The sequence below is a fragment of the Variovorax sp. 10N432 genome, assembly GCF_056394465.1.
This window is the reverse complement of record NZ_JBFTHX010000032.1, coordinates 25,338-40,818: the sequence shown is the minus strand read 5'-3', so window position 1 is coordinate 40,818 and position 15,481 is coordinate 25,338. Positions and strand designations below refer to the sequence as shown.

Annotated in this window: 15 protein-coding genes and 3 tRNA genes; 10 read left to right on the top strand and 8 right to left on the bottom strand. The window is 66.5% G+C overall.

Annotated elements, in window-relative coordinates:
- The first annotated feature begins 8 nt into the window (after positions 1-8).
- From AC1DF3_RS27915 to AC1DF3_RS27885, 7 genes are all read left to right on the top strand, one after another.
- On the top strand, positions 9-494 hold the full coding sequence (locus AC1DF3_RS27915; RefSeq protein WP_286527134.1) for a CvpA family protein: 486 nt from the start codon (positions 9-11) through the stop codon (positions 492-494).
- Between the two features lie 12 nt (positions 495-506).
- The gene (gene purF / locus AC1DF3_RS27910; RefSeq protein WP_286536416.1) at positions 507-2,009 is read left to right on the top strand and encodes an amidophosphoribosyltransferase; all 1,503 of its coding nucleotides are present in this window, start codon (positions 507-509) and stop codon (positions 2,007-2,009) included.
- A gap of 4 nt (positions 2,010-2,013) precedes the next feature.
- A complete protein-coding gene (locus tag AC1DF3_RS27905) occupies positions 2,014-3,231 on the top strand; it encodes an O-succinylhomoserine sulfhydrylase (RefSeq protein WP_286536418.1) in 1,218 nt (405 codons plus the stop codon).
- Positions 3,228-4,616, top strand: coding sequence for a glutamate--tRNA ligase (gene gltX / locus AC1DF3_RS27900; RefSeq protein WP_286536419.1), 1,389 nt, complete (start codon positions 3,228-3,230; stop codon positions 4,614-4,616). The genes AC1DF3_RS27905 and gltX overlap by 4 nt, the downstream gene beginning before the upstream one ends.
- A gap of 33 nt (positions 4,617-4,649) precedes the next feature.
- Positions 4,650-4,725: transfer RNA gene (locus AC1DF3_RS27895), tRNA-Ala, on the top strand.
- A gap of 65 nt (positions 4,726-4,790) precedes the next feature.
- Positions 4,791-4,866: transfer RNA gene (locus tag AC1DF3_RS27890), tRNA-Glu, on the top strand.
- Between the two features lie 71 nt (positions 4,867-4,937).
- Positions 4,938-5,014: transfer RNA gene (locus AC1DF3_RS27885), tRNA-Asp, on the top strand.
- A gap of 62 nt (positions 5,015-5,076) precedes the next feature.
- On the opposite strand, the gene AC1DF3_RS27880 is transcribed toward AC1DF3_RS27885, so the two are convergent.
- Entirely contained in the window at positions 5,077-5,313 is a 237-nt protein-coding gene (locus AC1DF3_RS27880; protein ID WP_286536420.1) for a hypothetical protein, read from the bottom strand.
- A gap of 148 nt (positions 5,314-5,461) precedes the next feature.
- On the opposite strand from AC1DF3_RS27880, the gene AC1DF3_RS27875 reads away from it, so the two are divergent.
- The gene (locus AC1DF3_RS27875) at positions 5,462-5,911 is read left to right on the top strand and encodes a GAF domain-containing protein (RefSeq protein ID WP_286536421.1); all 450 of its coding nucleotides are present in this window, start codon (positions 5,462-5,464) and stop codon (positions 5,909-5,911) included.
- Positions 5,912-5,969: 58 nt separating this feature from the next.
- Here AC1DF3_RS27875 and AC1DF3_RS27870 read toward each other — a convergent pair whose 3' ends face one another.
- The 3 genes from AC1DF3_RS27870 to AC1DF3_RS27860 all read right to left on the bottom strand — a co-directional run bounded on the left by AC1DF3_RS27870 (position 5,970) and on the right by AC1DF3_RS27860 (position 8,539).
- Positions 5,970-7,076 carry an FUSC family protein gene (locus tag AC1DF3_RS27870; RefSeq protein WP_478141538.1) on the bottom strand — a complete coding sequence of 369 codons (1,107 nt, stop codon included), beginning with the start codon at positions 7,074-7,076 and terminating at the stop codon, positions 5,970-5,972.
- 8 nt (positions 7,077-7,084) lie between these two features.
- Positions 7,085-7,534, bottom strand: a complete 450-nt coding sequence (locus tag AC1DF3_RS27865) for a MarR family winged helix-turn-helix transcriptional regulator (protein ID WP_478141537.1) — start codon at positions 7,532-7,534, stop codon at positions 7,085-7,087.
- A 90-nt stretch (positions 7,535-7,624) separates the two neighbouring features.
- On the bottom strand, positions 7,625-8,539 hold the full coding sequence (locus AC1DF3_RS27860) for a LysR family transcriptional regulator (RefSeq protein WP_478141536.1): 915 nt from the start codon (positions 8,537-8,539) through the stop codon (positions 7,625-7,627).
- A gap of 111 nt (positions 8,540-8,650) precedes the next feature.
- Between AC1DF3_RS27860 and AC1DF3_RS27855 the strand changes: the two genes are divergently transcribed.
- Positions 8,651-9,631 carry a Bug family tripartite tricarboxylate transporter substrate binding protein gene (locus AC1DF3_RS27855; RefSeq protein WP_478141535.1) on the top strand — a complete coding sequence of 327 codons (981 nt, stop codon included), beginning with the start codon at positions 8,651-8,653 and terminating at the stop codon, positions 9,629-9,631.
- A gap of 14 nt (positions 9,632-9,645) precedes the next feature.
- Here AC1DF3_RS27855 and hisC read toward each other — a convergent pair whose 3' ends face one another.
- Positions 9,646-10,758 carry a histidinol-phosphate transaminase gene (gene hisC, locus AC1DF3_RS27850; protein WP_478141534.1) on the bottom strand — a complete coding sequence of 371 codons (1,113 nt, stop codon included), beginning with the start codon at positions 10,756-10,758 and terminating at the stop codon, positions 9,646-9,648.
- A gap of 66 nt (positions 10,759-10,824) precedes the next feature.
- On the opposite strand from hisC, the gene AC1DF3_RS27845 reads away from it, so the two are divergent.
- Positions 10,825-11,763, top strand: coding sequence for a LysR family transcriptional regulator (locus tag AC1DF3_RS27845; protein WP_286536427.1), 939 nt, complete (start codon positions 10,825-10,827; stop codon positions 11,761-11,763).
- On the opposite strand, the gene AC1DF3_RS27840 is transcribed toward AC1DF3_RS27845, so the two are convergent.
- The 3 genes from AC1DF3_RS27840 to AC1DF3_RS27830 all read right to left on the bottom strand — a co-directional run bounded on the left by AC1DF3_RS27840 (position 11,750) and on the right by AC1DF3_RS27830 (position 15,225).
- Positions 11,750-12,724 carry a Bug family tripartite tricarboxylate transporter substrate binding protein gene (locus AC1DF3_RS27840; RefSeq protein WP_478141533.1) on the bottom strand — a complete coding sequence of 325 codons (975 nt, stop codon included), beginning with the start codon at positions 12,722-12,724 and terminating at the stop codon, positions 11,750-11,752. The two genes, AC1DF3_RS27845 and AC1DF3_RS27840, sit on opposite strands and share 14 nt — an antisense overlap.
- 108 nt (positions 12,725-12,832) lie before the next feature.
- A complete protein-coding gene (locus tag AC1DF3_RS27835; protein ID WP_286536430.1) occupies positions 12,833-13,552 on the bottom strand; it encodes a class II aldolase/adducin family protein in 720 nt (239 codons plus the stop codon).
- A gap of 5 nt (positions 13,553-13,557) precedes the next feature.
- Positions 13,558-15,225: an FAD-dependent oxidoreductase gene (locus AC1DF3_RS27830; protein WP_286536431.1), complete on the bottom strand. Its 1,668-nt coding sequence runs from the start codon at positions 15,223-15,225 to the stop codon at positions 13,558-13,560.
- Between the last annotated feature and the right edge of the window lie 256 nt (positions 15,226-15,481).

Genomic DNA, 15,481 nt, shown 5'->3' with positions numbered 1-15,481 from the left:
GCAGCGACGTGGCCACGCTCGACTGGATCGCCGTCGCGCTGCTCCTGGTGTCGATGCTGCTGGGCTTGGTGCGCGGATTGGTGTTCGAGGTGATTTCGCTGGCCGGCTGGGTCGTGGCCTTCGTGGCGGCGCAATGGCTGGCCGAGGACGTCGGGCGCTGGCTGCCCTTCGGCGATCCGGCCGCGAGCTGGCGCTATGCGGCCGGCTTCGTGCTGGTGTTCGTCGGCGTGGCGTTCAGCGTCGGCTTGCTGGCGGCGCTCACGCGCAAGCTGGTCGCCGCGATCGGCTTGCGGCCGGTGGACCGGATCCTCGGCGGCGTGTTCGGCGTGGCGCGCGGCGCGGTGGCGATGCTCGCCGTCGCGGTGGTTGTTCATTTGCTGGCGTTGAGCGACAGTGCCTGGTGGCACGGATCGCGCAGCGCCATTGTTCTCGATGCGGCATTGCAGGGCCTGAAACCCGCCTTGCCAGATAAGTTGGCAAGCTACCTGCCCTGAGAGGATCGCTTCATGTGTGGAATCGTCGGCGTTGTCAGCAACGCTCCCGTCAATCAACTGCTCTACGACGCCTTGCTGCTGCTGCAGCACCGCGGCCAGGATGCCGCCGGCATCGTGACGCTGCTGGAGCGCAAGTTCTTCATGCACAAGGCCAAGGGCATGGTGCGCGACGTCTTCCGCACCCGCAACATGCGCGGCCTGCCGGGCGACGTCGGCCTGGGCCAGGTGCGCTACCCGACCGCGGGCAATGCTTACAGCGAGGAAGAGGCCCAGCCCTTCTATGTCAACGCGCCCTTCGGCATCGTGCTGGTGCACAACGGCAACCTGACCAACGCCCACGCGCTGCGCACCGAGCTGTTCTCCACCGACCACCGCCACACCAACACCGAGAGCGACTCCGAAGTGCTGCTCAACGTGCTGGCGCACGAACTCGACCGCGCCACCCGTGGCGGCCTGCTCAATTCGGCCACCGTGTTCGAGGCGGTGCGCAACACGCAGCGCCGCCTGCGCGGCTCCTACGCGGTGGTGGCGCTGATCGCCGGCCACGGCCTGCTGGCCTTCCGCGACCCCTACGGCATCCGGCCGCTGGCCATGGGCCGCGGCGCCGACGGCACGGTCATGGTGGCCAGCGAATCGGTCGCGCTAGAGGGCTCGGGCCATGTGTTCGAGCGCAACATCGCGCCGGGCGAGGCGGTCTTCGTCGACCTGCAGGGCCAGGTGCATTCCGAGCAATGCGCCGACTCGCCGACGCTCAATCCCTGCATCTTCGAGTTCGTCTACCTGGCGCGCCCGGATTCGGTGCTCGACGGCATCTCGGTCTACCAGGCACGCCTGAACCTTGGCGAGACGCTGGCCAAGCGCGTGGTCTCGACCGTGCCGCCGAGCGAGATCGACGTCATCATTCCGATCCCCGAATCGAGCCGGCCGAGCGCGACGCAGTTGGCGCATCTGCTGGGCGTTCCTTACCGCGAAGGCTTCGTCAAGAACCGCTATGTCGGCCGCACCTTCATCATGCCGGGGCAGGGCGTGCGCAAGAAGTCGGTGCGCCAGAAGCTCAACGTGATCGCCAGCGAGTTCAAGGGCCGCAACGTGCTGCTGGTCGACGACTCGATCGTGCGCGGCACCACCAGCCGCGAGATCGTCCAGATGGCGCGCGACGCCGGTGCCCGCAAGGTCTACCTCGCGAGCGCGGCGCCGCCGGTGCGCTACCCCAACGTCTACGGGATCGACATGCCGACCAAGGACGAACTGGTCGCGCACGACCGCACGGTCGAGCAGATCCGCGAACTGATCGGCTGCGACGCGCTGATCTACCAGGACGTCGACGCCATGAAGCGCGCCATCGGCTCGCTGAATCCGAAGCTCGACGGCTTCGATGCCTCCTGTTTCGACGGCGTGTATGTCACGGGCGATATCGACACCGAAGCCATCTCGCGCATGAACGGCAACCGGCCGCGCATCGAGGAGACCGGCGAAGACTCGTCGCGCCTCGCGCTGCCCAACCTCGCCGAGTGAACCCGTGACGACCGATCGATCCCTGCCCCCCGGACTGCACCGCGACACGCTGGCGGTGCGCACCGCGCTCGAGCGCAGCCAGTACGGCGAGAACTCCGAGGCGCTGTTCCTCACCAGCAGCTTCGTGCAGCCCGACGCCGAGACCTCGGCGCGCCGCTTCGCCGGCACCGAGGAAGGCTTCACCTACACCCGCACCTCGAACCCGACCGTGGCCAGCTTCGAGCAGCGCCTGGCGGCACTCGAAGGCACCGAGGCCGCGATCGGCGCCTCGAGCGGCATGGGCGCGATCCTCATGATGTGCATGGGCCTGCTGCGTGCCGGCGATCACGTTGTGTGCTCGCGCTCGGTGTTCGGCTCCACCTTGAACCTGATCGGCCGCGAGTTCGGCAAGTTCGGCGTCGAGACCACCTTCGTCTCGCAGACCGATGTCGCCGAATGGAAGGCGGCGATCCGCCCGACCACCAAGCTGCTGTTCGCCGAGACGCCGACCAATCCGCTGACCGACGTCTGCGACATCCGCGCGCTGGCCGACCTGGCGCATGGCGCGGGCGCGTTGCTGGCGGTCGACAACTGCTTCTGCTCGCCGGCCCTGCAGCGGCCGACCGAACTCGGCGCCGACCTCGTGATCCATTCGGGGACCAAGTACCTCGAAGGGCAGGGGCGGGTGCTGGCCGGTGCCATCTGCGGTTCGTCGAAGCTGATCAACGAAGTGTTCGGGCCGGTGGTGCGCACCGCCGGCATGGCGCTGTCGCCGTTCAACGCCTGGGTCGTGCTCAAGGGCCTCGAGACGCTGGGCATCCGCATGCAGGCGCATTGCGCCGGTGCGCTGGCGCTGGCCCAATGGCTGGAGACGCAGCCGGGCATCGCCCGCGTCTACTACCCGGGCCTGACCTCGCATCCGCAGCATGAACTGGCGATGCGCCAGCAGTCGGGGCTCGGCGGCGCGGTCGTGTCCTTCGACGTTCAGGGCGACGGCCCCGAAGCGGCGCGTGCCAACGCCTTCCACGTGATCGACAGCACGCGCGTGCTCAGCATCACGGCCAATCTCGGCGACACCAAGACCACCATCACCCATCCGGCCACCACCTCGCACGGGCGCCTCACCGAAGCCCAGCGGCAGGCGGCCGGCATCGGCCAGGGCCTGATCCGCGTCGCGGTGGGCCTCGACCATATCGACGACATCAAGGCCGACCTCCTGCGCGGCCTGAGCACCCTGGCATGACACAGAAGACCCGCACCCGTTTCGCACCGTCCCCGACCGGATTCATCCACCTCGGCAACATCCGCTCGGCCCTCTACCCGTGGGCCTTCGCGCGCTCGACCGGAGGCGATTTCATCCTGCGCATCGAGGACACCGACGTCGAGCGTTCGACCCAAGCCGCCGTCGACGTGATCCTCGAAGGCATGCAGTGGCTGGGCCTCGATCACGACGAGGGCCCGTTCTATCAGATGCAGCGCATGGACCGCTACAAGGCGGTGCTGGCCGAGATGCAGGCCGCGAACCTGGTCTACCCCTGCTACATGGGCATGGCCGAACTCGACGCGCTGCGCGAGAAGCAGATGGCCGCGAAGGAGAAGCCGCGCTACGACGGCACCTGGCGGCCCGAGCCCGGCAAGACCTTGCCGCCGGTGCCCGAGGGCGTGCAGCCGGTGCTGCGCTTCCGCAATCCGCAGGGCGGCGTGGTGGCGTGGGACGACAAGGTCAAGGGCCGCATCGAGATCGGCAACGACGAACTCGACGACCTCGTGATCGCGCGCCCTGACGGCACGCCCACCTACAACTTCTGCGTCGTCGTCGACGACATCGACATGGCGATCACGCACGTGATCCGCGGCGACGACCACGTCAACAACACGCCGCGCCAGATCAACATCTTCCGCGCGCTCGGCAAGGAGCCGCCGGTGTATGCGCATCTGCCCACCGTGCTCAACGAGCAGGGCGAGAAGATGAGCAAGCGCAATGGCGCCAAGCCCGTGACGCAGTTCCGCGACGAGGGTTTCCTGCCCGAGGCGATGGTGAACTACCTCGCGCGCCTGGGCTGGAGCCATGGCGACGACGAGATCTTTTCGCGCGCGCAGTTCGTCGAGTGGTTCAACCTCGACCACCTGGGCCGCAGTGCGGCGCAGTTCGACGAGACCAAGCTGCGCTGGGTCAACGCACAGCACCTGAAGGCGATGGCCGACGATGCGCTGGCACCGCTGGTGGCTGCCCAGTTGCACAAGCGCGGCATCACGGCCGACGAGCGCCTGCCTGCGATCTGCGGCCTCTTCAAGGACCGGTGCGACACGACCGTTGCGCTGGCCGGATGGGCTGCTGCGTTCTATGCCGACGTGCATCCGAGCGATGCCGATCGCGAACAGCATATTTCTGCTGCGGTGCGCCCGGCAATCGCCGAACTTGCGGATAAACTATCGGGCGTCGCTTGGGACAAGGCAGCGATCGCATCAGCCATCAAGGAAGTGCTGGTTGCGCAAGGTCTCAAGATGCCGGCATTAGCCATGCCGGTGCGAGTGCTCGTGATGGGCACGCCGCAGACGCCTTCTCTCGATTCGGTACTCGCGCTTTTTTCTCGCGAAACTATTTTGAAGAGATTGAAGGAGGCCTGATTTTCAGGCTATAATTTGAGGCTCGACACCCAGGGGGGTATAGCTCAGCTGGGAGAGCGCTTGCATGGCATGCAAGAGGTCAGCGGTTCGATCCCGCTTACCTCCACCAACATGGTGTCGAGTTGGAGATTTTGAAGAAACAAGCGCTGATCGCAGCGCGGTTCCTAAGGTTTTGACCCTATCGTCTAGAGGCCTAGGACACCACCCTTTCACGGTGGCTACCGGGGTTCGAATCCCCGTAGGGTCGCCAGTTTCACTGCAAGGTGAAGCAGGCACAAGTCGCAGCACTTGGCTCCTTGATGGAGTGAACGTTGTCTACCAGGAGTGGTAGTTCAGTTGGTTAGAATACCGGCCTGTCACGCCGGGGGTCGCGGGTTCGAGTCCCGTCCACTCCGCCAGATAAAGGCCCTTGTGAGTCAATGACTTGCAGGGGCTTTCCTCTTTCTGGCGCCGCGCGCGCTCACAGCGCCTTCAGCCGCAAGCGTCCATCCGCCGTCTCGAAGGTATCGGCGCCGGTCCTGTTGACGCTGGCGCCCGTCGTGAGCCGGTATTCGGTTTCGGCCTGTTCCACCCGCTCGCGCTCGACGCTCGCAGCGCCCGGGTCGACGAGATCGACATATTTCACGACGACGTGCCGCTTCCCGACCTGGTCGGTGACCGAGATGCGTTCCGCCGGCGTCTTCTTCCTGCTCGGCATTGAGGCCTCCTTTGCTGCAATGCAGCAATTTTGGCGGTGAATCATGACGTCGTGTGTAGGCAAAGCGCGCAGCGCGCATCCCTAGGCCTGGGGAGACGCGGAGGGTGCAACTGTCTCGTGGTTGAAGCACAATGAGCGGATGACGTGCGTGCGCACTATCGATGCCGTGACGGAGGCGTTGGACCGGGGTCCCGGTGCGGCGCTCGCGTACCTCAACGATGGCGTGCCGCATCGCTTCAGCGCCGTCTACCGGTTTGCCGGGCCGCTGCTCCACAACGTCCTGCTGCACGACAAGGCGGGTCGGATCCGGCCTGAGTTCCTGGCCGTCGTTCCGTTCAGCCGCAGCTACTGCCAGTATGTGGTCAGGGAAGCCGCCTTCCGCACCGACAACTCGCTTGCCGACCCCCGCCTGTTCGGCCATGCGCTGAGAGGCATCGTGGTCTCCTATCACAGCGTGCCCATGCTCGACCCCGTGTCCGGCCACCTGTGGGGAACGTTGTCCCATTTCGACATGCGCAGCCTGCCGCTCGCCGACGAGGAGTTCGAACTCCTCAAGCAGGCGGCCACGGTGCTCGCGCCGGTGGTGATTGCCCTCTGACGGGTCTTCTCGAGAGCGGCAAGGTCAGCAAGGTGGCGGTCACGCCCTGATCCTCGGATCAGCCGGCCCGTGCGTTCTCGTGGTGCGCGGCCAGGTGGGACCGGTCGTCGAGCGTCGAGAAGACGAGTGCGAAGGCGATGCCCACCAAGGCGCCGAGCACGGTGTCGAGGACGCGCGCCATCGGCATGCCGCCGCTGACGGAAGGCGCCGCGAGCGAGGTCATGAGCAGGGCCATCGGCGTGACGCAGATCAGGCCGAAGACATAGTTGAAGCCGATCACCAGTTCGGTGATGAACTGCAGCACGATCACGGCCGCCAGCAATGGCCAGAACGTTGGCTGGCTCTCGAGAATCCCCGACGCCAGGGCGGCGCCGATCACGGTGCCGACGGTGCGCTGCACCGCGCGATGCATCGTGATGTGCAGGTGGCTGCCTTGCAGCACTGCCGTGGCGCCGATCGCCGCCCACGCGGGATGCGGCCAGCCGGCGGCCAGGGCCAGCAGCGCGGCGCTGGCCGCGCAGAGCGCGATGCGCCCGGCTGCGTTCCATTGATGCAGCAGCGGCCGCTCGCTGCCCGGGGCCGCGGCCATTGGCGCGTCGGAACGCAGCCGGTCGGTCGCACGGCAGATGCACCAGGCGACGGCGGCGCCCGCCGCTGTGAAAAGCACGCGCTCGACGACGGTTCGCCACGCATCCATGGGCCCGACGGCGGCGCAGGCCGCGAACACGAAGATCACTGCGCCGGGGGCGCCGAGCCGCCAGTGGTTCGTCAACCAGGTCAGCACCCCGGCGAGCAGCGCCAGGCAGATCAGCATCGTCGCCGGCGTGGCGCCGGCGATCGAGGCCAACGACAGCGCGCCGACCGACGCGGCAAGGAGCAGGCCCGAGAGCAGCACGACGGACATCCGTCGGCCGGCGGGTGCGAAGCGCCCGAAGAGCGCCGCCAGGGCACCCAGCGCGGGAAAGCCTTCCATGTGCGCCCATGGCGACAGGTGGGTGGCGGCCACGGCGATCAGCACCGCCAGGGAGGTCTGCATGCCGGCCACCGCGGCGTTGCGCAACGAGGGCGGCCTCGCGACCGCGAAGCTCTCGCGCAGGCGCGCCGGTGCCAGCAGGCGGCCCAGCGATGCGCGGCGCGTGCGGACGAAGTCGTGAGGTGCGTGCATGGGGTGTCTCAGCTCATGGCGGCGATGCGGACCTCGATCCGCTCGAACACGCGCAGCACGACCTGCGCATCCTGCGCGTCGACGTCGGCCAGCAACTCGGATTCGATGGCATGCAGCCGCTTGCGGATCGATGCCACGGTGCGTCGACCGGCGGGGGTCAGGTGGACCACCTTCACGCGGCGGTCGACCGCGTGCGGACGGCGCTCGATCAGCGCCCGTTCGACCAGGATATCCAGCAGGCGCACCAGGCTGGAGCCGTCGAGGCCGACCGCGGCGGCGAGATCGCTTTGCGAGATGCCGCTGCCCAGTTCGTGCAGATGCATCAGCGGCGCCCAGGTGGCATCGGTCAAACCGACCGCCGACAGCCGGGAATCGAGCGCCTGTCGCCAGCGCCGCGCCAGGCCCACCAGGCGGATACCGATGCGCTGGTGCGGGTCGAGGGGGCTTTCGTTCTTCATGGAAAGCATTCTATCAAAATCATTTGAATGCAAACTAAACGGAAAATGATGGTCGGGAAACCGGCAACGCACGGCGGATGACGTCGCCTTCTAGCCGCCGACGGCGACAAGCTTGAGCACCTGCAGGAATGCGTCGGCCGCCGGCGACAGTGATCGCTCCCGCCGGAAATGAACGCCGATCACCCGCTCGATGGTGGGTCGGATGAGCCGCTGCATCACCAGCTTCGATTCGCGCGCCACGATGGATGGAGGCACCACGACCACGCCGAGGCCGTTCGCCGCCAACGCCACGGCCGTTGCGAGCAGGGAGACCTCATGCGCAATCTTGAGCTCGACCCCGGCTTCCTGCGCGGCGGTTTCGATACGGCCTCTGATGCCGTAGCCCGAGCGGACCGTCACCAAGGGAAGCGCGCTCAACTGCTTCCATGTCATCGGGATGCCGCCGGGGAACGAGGCCGAGGGGAGGGCGGCCGCGACCAGGGTCTCGCGGATCAGCACCTCCTCACGCAGGCTGGATCCGGATCCCTCGAGCGTTCCAACACCAAAGTCCACATGATTGGCTTCGATGGCGCTGGCAAAGTCCGCCGGCCCGACTTCGTCGATCTCCAGGCTCACGCCCGGGTGCTGGTCCAGAAACTTGCGCATCGCCGGAGGCAGCAAGGCCTGGGCGACGGCGGCGGTGGCCACCACGCGAACCCGGCCTGCATGCAGGCCGGCCAGTTCGCTCATCGAGGTCGACAGACCTTCCATTTCCGCCAGCGCCCGCTGGGCATAGCCGATCGCGTGGCTCGCGGCATCGGTCCGATGTACCGCCCGGGTGTGGCGATCGAACAGGCTCACGCCGAGCTTCGTCTCCAGTTCGCGCAGCAGCATGGTGACTGCGGGCTGCGTGAGGGAAAGCTCCTGCGCCGCGGCAGAGACGCTGCCGGTGTGATACACGGCCACGAAGGCACGCAGCTGCCGCACGGAAGGAAAGGAAGATAAGGGTTGCTTATGAATCGCCATAGAAGGATTCATTTTCCAACGAAAGGCCGTTGGCCTCTAATTGATGGCCCTTGCTGACCAACAACCGGCAGTTCCCGGCATCGACCGTCGGCCTGCTAAAGAGACATTTTCATGAACAGACGCAACGCGATCATCCGACTGGCAGGCTCCGTCGCCGCAGCCACGGCGGCGGCCAACGTATGGGCGCAGGGAGACAAGCCGATCACGCTCGTGGTGCCCTATGCCCCGGGCGGCACGACCGACTTGCTCGGGCGCATCCTGGCCAAGGAGATGGCTCCCCTCCTGGGCACCACCATCGTCGTCGAGAACAAGCCGGGCGCAGGCAGTGGCCTGGGGGCGACCTATGCCGCACGCGCCCCGGCCGATGGCCGCACCCTGCTCGTGGCGACAAGCACCACGCTGGCGATCAATCCGTGGCTCTACAAGCGTCTCGGCTATGACCCGATCAAGGATTTCGCACCCATCGGCATGATCGGCTCCGTACCGCTGGTCGCGGTGGTGAATGCGTCGGTGCCGGTTGGATCGATCGCGGAACTGATCGCCCTGTCGAAAGCGCAGGCGGGCAAGTTGAGCTATGGGTCGGCCGGAAGCGGCAGTCCTCAGCACCTCGCCGTCGAGATGTTCAAGTCCGCCACCGGCGCCGATCTCACCCACGTTCCCTATCGCGGCAGCGCGCCCGCGATGACCGACCTGCTCGGCGGGCAGATCCAGTTGATGTTCAGCGACATCCCGCCGGCGCTTGCGCATGTACGCGGGGAACGACTGCGGGCGTTGGGCGTCACCTCGCCCAAGCGGCAGATCGCGATGCCCGAGGTGCCCACGATCGCGGAGTCTGGCGCTGCCGGCACCAAGGACTTCCAGGCAGTCGCCTGGCAAAGCCTCGTGGCGCCGGCGGGAACGCCGCCGGAGTTGATCGCAAGGTTCGCGGTCGCCCTCGAAAAAGTCATGAAGCAGCCGCAGGTCCAGGAGCGCCTTGCCGCCGAGGGCGTCGAGGCGGCAACGCTGCCGCCGCAGCAACTCGCCGCGTACCTGAAGTCCGAGACCACGCGTTGGGGTGCGGTCGTGAAGGCGTCCGGCGCCACGATGGACTAGGGCGTGTTCACGCCCTATAGCACCGCGAGCATCCTGTCGATCTCGGCCGGCGTGCCGATGCTGATGCGAACCCAATCGGCCAAGCCGTAGGCCGTGACCGGGCGCACGATCAGGCCGTGCTTCTCCAGCCTGCTGGCGAACGCGGCCCCGCCGCCGACGTCGGCCAGGATGAAGTTGGTGTGGGACCCGATGCATCGATACCCCTTCGCGCCCAGGCCGCTGATGAGCGCGCTGCGGCCCTGGTCGGTCATCGCAACGGTCTGTTCGATGAACTCCACATCGTCGAGCGCCGCTATTGCGGCCACCTGCGCGGCGTCGGAAATCGTGAATGGCGAGCGGACCCTGCGCATCACATCCGAGAGGCCCGATTGAGCGATTCCATAGCCGATGCGCAATCCCGCGAGGCCGTAGGCCTTGGAGAACGTCCGGGTGACCACGAGATTGGGATGCCGGCGCACCCACGCCACCGAATCGCCACGAAGATCGGCAGGCATGAACTCGAAGTACGCCTCGTCCAGCAGCACGACGACGTGTGCGGGTACGCGGTCCAGGAATGCCCCGAGCGCGTCGGGATCGACCACGGTGCCGGTCGGATTGCCGGGATTGGCGATGTAGACAAGGGCCGTCGATGGGTGGATCGCGTCGGCGAGGCCCTCGAGGTCGACGCGGAAATCGGGCGATGGCACCACGGTCGACGTTGCCCCCAGTTTTTGCGCGGCGTTCACATAGGCCTGGAACGAATACTGCGAGTACGCCGTCGAGCGCCCGGGCTGCAGCAAGGTCGAGGCCAGGTTGCCGAGCACGCTCTCGGAGCCGGCGCCCACCACGATCCAGTCACGGGGAACATCATGGAACGCAGCGATCGCGTCGGAAAGCGCCGCACAGTCGCTGTCCGGATAGCGGGAAAGATCGATCGCGGCGCGCGACAGCGCGGCCAGCGCCTTCGGACTGGCGCCCAGAGGGTTCTCGTTCGACGCGAGCTTGACGATGCGGTCCTCGGCAATGCCCGAGCGAGCTGCTACCGCGGAAATCGGAAGACCTGGAACGTAGGGCTTGAGCGCGGCGACGTGCGCCGGATAGGAAATCGGTGAGTTCATCGTCCAATGGTCTTTCAGATCGATATACATTGGCTAGCGCACCTCGCGCTTCGCGATCGCCTTTGGCGATCAGGATCCACGACCTACCCTAGTGCCATGCGACTGCAGCAACTTCGCGATCTTCTGGCCGTGGTGTCCCACGGCGGCTACCGGGCCGCAGCGCGTGCCCTGGACGTCTCGCAGGCCGGCCTCACGAAGAGCGTCGCGAAACTGGAAGAGGAGCACGACATCGTCCTGATCGAGCGCACCTCGCAAGGCGTCGCGCTGAGCGCCGCGGGCGAGGAGTTCGTCTCCTACGCGCGTGCCGTCCTCCAGGAGGCGGACCGGGCGGAGGCGTGGCTCAACCGCGACAGGCGGCCGGTGCCCAAGCAGGTCAAGGTCGGCGCTTCGGTCGAGCCTTCGCTCAGGCTCGTGCCTTCGGTGTTGAAGGACTTCCGCAATGCATTTCCGAAGACGACCATCCACCTGACGCAGCGCTCTTCGAGCGAGCTCGTTGCGGCCGTGCTCGACAACCGGCTGGATTTCGCGGTGATGAGGCTCCCGCAGGACGTGGTCTCGGACGACCTGCAGGTACAGCCGCTCTACGCGACCGCCGCAGCCATTATGGCGCGCCGCGGGCATCCCCTCCGGGACGCCACGAGCGTGAGCGAACTGGTGGATTCGCACTGGATCGTGGTTGGCGATCCTGCGCGCCCCGGGCATCAGGACGAGAGCATCCAGGAACTCTTCCTGCAGCATCGTCTGGGTCGGCCCCGATTTGCCGCCGTTTCCGATTCCGTGTTCGGTGCCATTTCGATGCTGCTCGAGTCGGACTGCGTCGCGCGGCTGCCCGCGCAGTTGCTGCGGCATCCGCTCACTGCGGGCAGTCTGATCGAGATCCCGGTGCGCGAGCAGTCGATGCTCGTCTACCAGATCGGCATCGTGTCGAAGGCGACCCGCCGGCTCAGCCCGGAGGCGGCCCAGCTGGTCGCGATGCTGCGTTCCTACGCTCGCCTGACAGGGGTCCTCGAACGGGACGGCGTCAGTCGGGCTTGAAGCCGGAATCCCTCACCACAGGCGCCCACTGCTGAAGCTCGGCGGCCTGCAGCCGGGTGAAGTCCGCCGAGTCGAGGTAGGCGGTCTGGAGCACCAGCTTGTTGAGCTTTTCCTTCACCTCCGGGTTGGCGATCGCCTTCGCCATCGCCTGGTCGATCCGGGCGACCACCGGCGCGGGCGTCTTCGCGGGCAGGAAGGCACCGAACCAGCCTTCGACCGGGGCCATCTTGATGCCTTGCTCGGCAAGCGTCGGAATATCCGGTGCCAGCGAGTAGCGCTTGTCGCTGAAGATGCCGAGCACGCGGATCTTGCCGCCGCGCTGTTGCTCGATCTGGTCGACGAGTGCGTCGATCGCCACCGGCAGATGGCCGCCGATCAGATCGGTGACCAGGGGTGCGCCGCCCTTGTAGGCAATGTGCGTCCACTCGATGCCCGTCGTCTTGCCGAATTCCAGCCCGGCGAAGTGCGCGAGACCGCCGGCGCCCGAGGTCCCGTAGTTCGCGTCCTTCGAGCCCTTCATCGCCGCGACGAGCTGGGGTGCTGTCTTGAACGGGCTCGTGGCAGGCACCGCCAGGCCCATCGGAAAGCTCGACAGGCGCGACAAGGGGATGAAGTCTTCCATCACCTTGTAGTCGAGCTGCCCCTCGTACACGAGCGACTGGATGGTGGTCAGGGCATTGGGTGCGATGAGGATCACGCTGCCGTCCGCGGGCGATCGCTTGAGCTGCGACGCCGCGATCCGGCCGCCGGCGCCCGGCCTGTTGTCGACGACCACCGTGGCCTTCAGTTGCTCCTGCAGCGGCTGCGCGATGAGACGCGCCAGCGTGTCGGCGCTTCCGCCCGGCGGGTACGGAACGACGAGCTTGATCGTCGGAGAAAGCGCCTGGGCATGCGACACGCCGGCCAAGGCGACGAGGGAGAGACCACAGGCAAGCAGAGCGCGCCGAGCAGAGTTGGGCATGACGACTTTCAATGAGTTGGACCTTCGAGATGCTGTCGGCAACCGGCGCAATCTCCAAACCGATATCCCGAATCGCGATTCCTTTTGGTGATCGGATGTCGGGATCGGTCAGAACGAGATGCCGGCGCGCCTGAGCATCGTGTCGAAGATGACGCGGTGGACTTCGCCCTTGCCGGCGACGCGCGTCTCGGGCACGGTGCGCAGGATGGACTCGGGGATCGACCGGTTCGGTCCACTCGCGGCATCCGACGCGAGTTGGATCTCGCAGGCACGCTGCAGGACCCACAGGCGGTTGAAGGTGGTGGGGATGTCGGGGCCGACCACCAGCAGACCGTGGTTGCGCAGGATCAGGTGGTTGCGCTTGCCCAGCGACTTCACGAGGCGCGGCTGCTCGTCGAGATTGGTCGTCACGCCCTCGTAGTCGTGATAGGCCACGTCGTCGTACAGCATGGCGCTGTAGAAGTTGTCGTGGCGCAGTCCCGATTCCTTGGAGGCTACCGCGCAGCCCGCCGTCGTGTGGACATGCATGATGCAGTGCGCATCGTCGCGCGCGGAATGGATCGCGCTGTGGATGACGAAGCCCGCGCGGTTCACCTGTCCGGTGCTCCCGGCGCGGGGCGCACCATCGACATCGATGCGCACGAGGTTGTCGGGCGTGACTTCGGCGTAGTGCAGGCCGAATGGATTGATGAGGTACTCGGGCTTCCCCGCCTCTGGCGTGGGCACCCGGACCGTGATGTGGTTGAAGATCAATTCCGTCCAGCCGAGCCAGTCGAACAACCGGTAGCAGGCGGCGAGGTCTCTGCGGATCTTGGCTTCTGATGGCATCGTGATCATTCGTGGTGATTCGGATCGGTAAAGCAGCCGCGCACGCGATCGACAAGGGCGAGGGCATCATCCGGGCTGCGGTCGCCGCGCCATGCGACATGCTGGTCCGGCCGCGAAAGCACGAGCGCGTGGCGATAGGCGTCGGGCACCTCGTCGCTCTGCGCATCGAGCACGGTCAGCGGCAGGCCCCTGCGGGCAGCGGCTTCTCGAAGCGGACCGGCGTCGGCCGTCGGGTCGAAGCGCAGCAGCGTGTATTCCGGTCCCATGGCGTCGTAGAGCGATCGACCGTCGGCCAGCCAGAAGTGCGGCGTGCGGCATCCCGGCGCGGTGGATGGCGTGAACCGGTCCATCGCATACGAGGGTGCAGCCTCGCCGTCGTAGGCGATCAGCGGCGACGCGTCGTAGTAGTAGCCGAAGTTCAGGCCGGCGCAGCAATACTGCTTGACGTTGAGGTCGTACAGCGCCTGTCCGGCGACCCTGCGGGCTTCCTCGCCGGCGGGGCCGGGTGCCTCTATGCCGGCCGGCACGCCTTCACGCTCCTTCTGGAGTGCGATGGCGTGATTCATCGCGAACTTGGAGACCTGCTCGGTGATCGGCTGGCGCTCGGCTTCGTAGGCGGCGAGCACGCCTTCTGCGGCCCATCCGTTCAGGCGCGCAGCCAATTGCCACGACAGGTTCATCGCGTCGGCGATGCCGGCATTCATGCCGTAGCCCGCCATCGGCACCCACAGGTGCGATGCGTCCCCACAGATGAAGACGCGGCGATCGCGGAACTTGTCGGCGACCAGGCGGCGGCCGATCCAGTCTTCCTTGGAGAGGATCTCGTAGTTGAAGTCGTCGCCGACACCGAGGATGGTGCGGATCGCCCAGTCGCGGTCGACGGAGTCGAACTCCACTTCGTCGGAGCGCAGGTAGTTGTGCAGCAGGAAGGTCTCGCGGCCGTCGATCGCGTAGACATTGCCGCTGCGGCGCGGATTGAGCGAGAAGGTGGCCCAGGCCGGGGTGTTTCCGGTGCGCGACAGCAGATCGGGCGCGCGGAAGTAGGTCGACTGCACACGGCCCACGACATCGGTGCCGGAGAGCTTGGCGCCGATCGCCTTGCGGACGGCGGAGCGGCCGCCGTCGCAGCCGATCATGTATTGGCTGAAGACCCGCACTTCTTGCCCGGACTCGAGGTCGACGCCCTTGGCGTTCACGCCGTGCTCGTCCTGCGTGAACTCGTCGATGCGCGTGCGGCTGAGGATCGTCACGCCCTGGGTGGCCTCGGCGTGGGCGAACAGCACCGGCTCCAGGTAGATCTGGTTGATGCGGTGCGGTGGTTCCGCGGTGGGCCACCAGCCGTCCGGGCCGCTCTTGTCGGTGTAGCGGCTTGCGCGCGAAGGGATGTGGATGCGGGAGAGTTCTTCGCCCGTGAACGTCGTGCGGTACGACACGTCGTTGGCATGATCGGCCGGCAGGCCCGATTCGCGCATGGCCTTCGACAGGCCCAGCCGGCGGAAGATTTCCATGGTGCGCGACGAGACGTGGTTGCACTTGACGCTCGGCGGCTCGCCGCGGTGACGTGTTTCGGCGACGATGACGGAAATGCCTCGCTGCGCCAGGTCGGTGGCCAGCGTCAAGCCGACCGGCCCGCCTCCGACGATCAGTACTTGCGCCTCGATGTTCTTGGTCATGCTCTGTTCTGCGATAGGGTGGGATTGCCCTGATTACAGTCAAAGCAAGGGCGAAAGAAAAATCAATCTTTCGCCCTTGATTCATCAGCAAGTCTTATTCACCCGATCGCGCCATGAAAAAAGCCCGCTCGAGGCGGGCTTTCAGGAATGTGGCCGTGGGCACTTACGCGGCCCACGTTACGGCAAATGTTCACTTGCGGAAGTCACCTGTAGTTTTTCTCGTCGTGGTGGCTTCGACGCGCCGGCGTGAGATGCG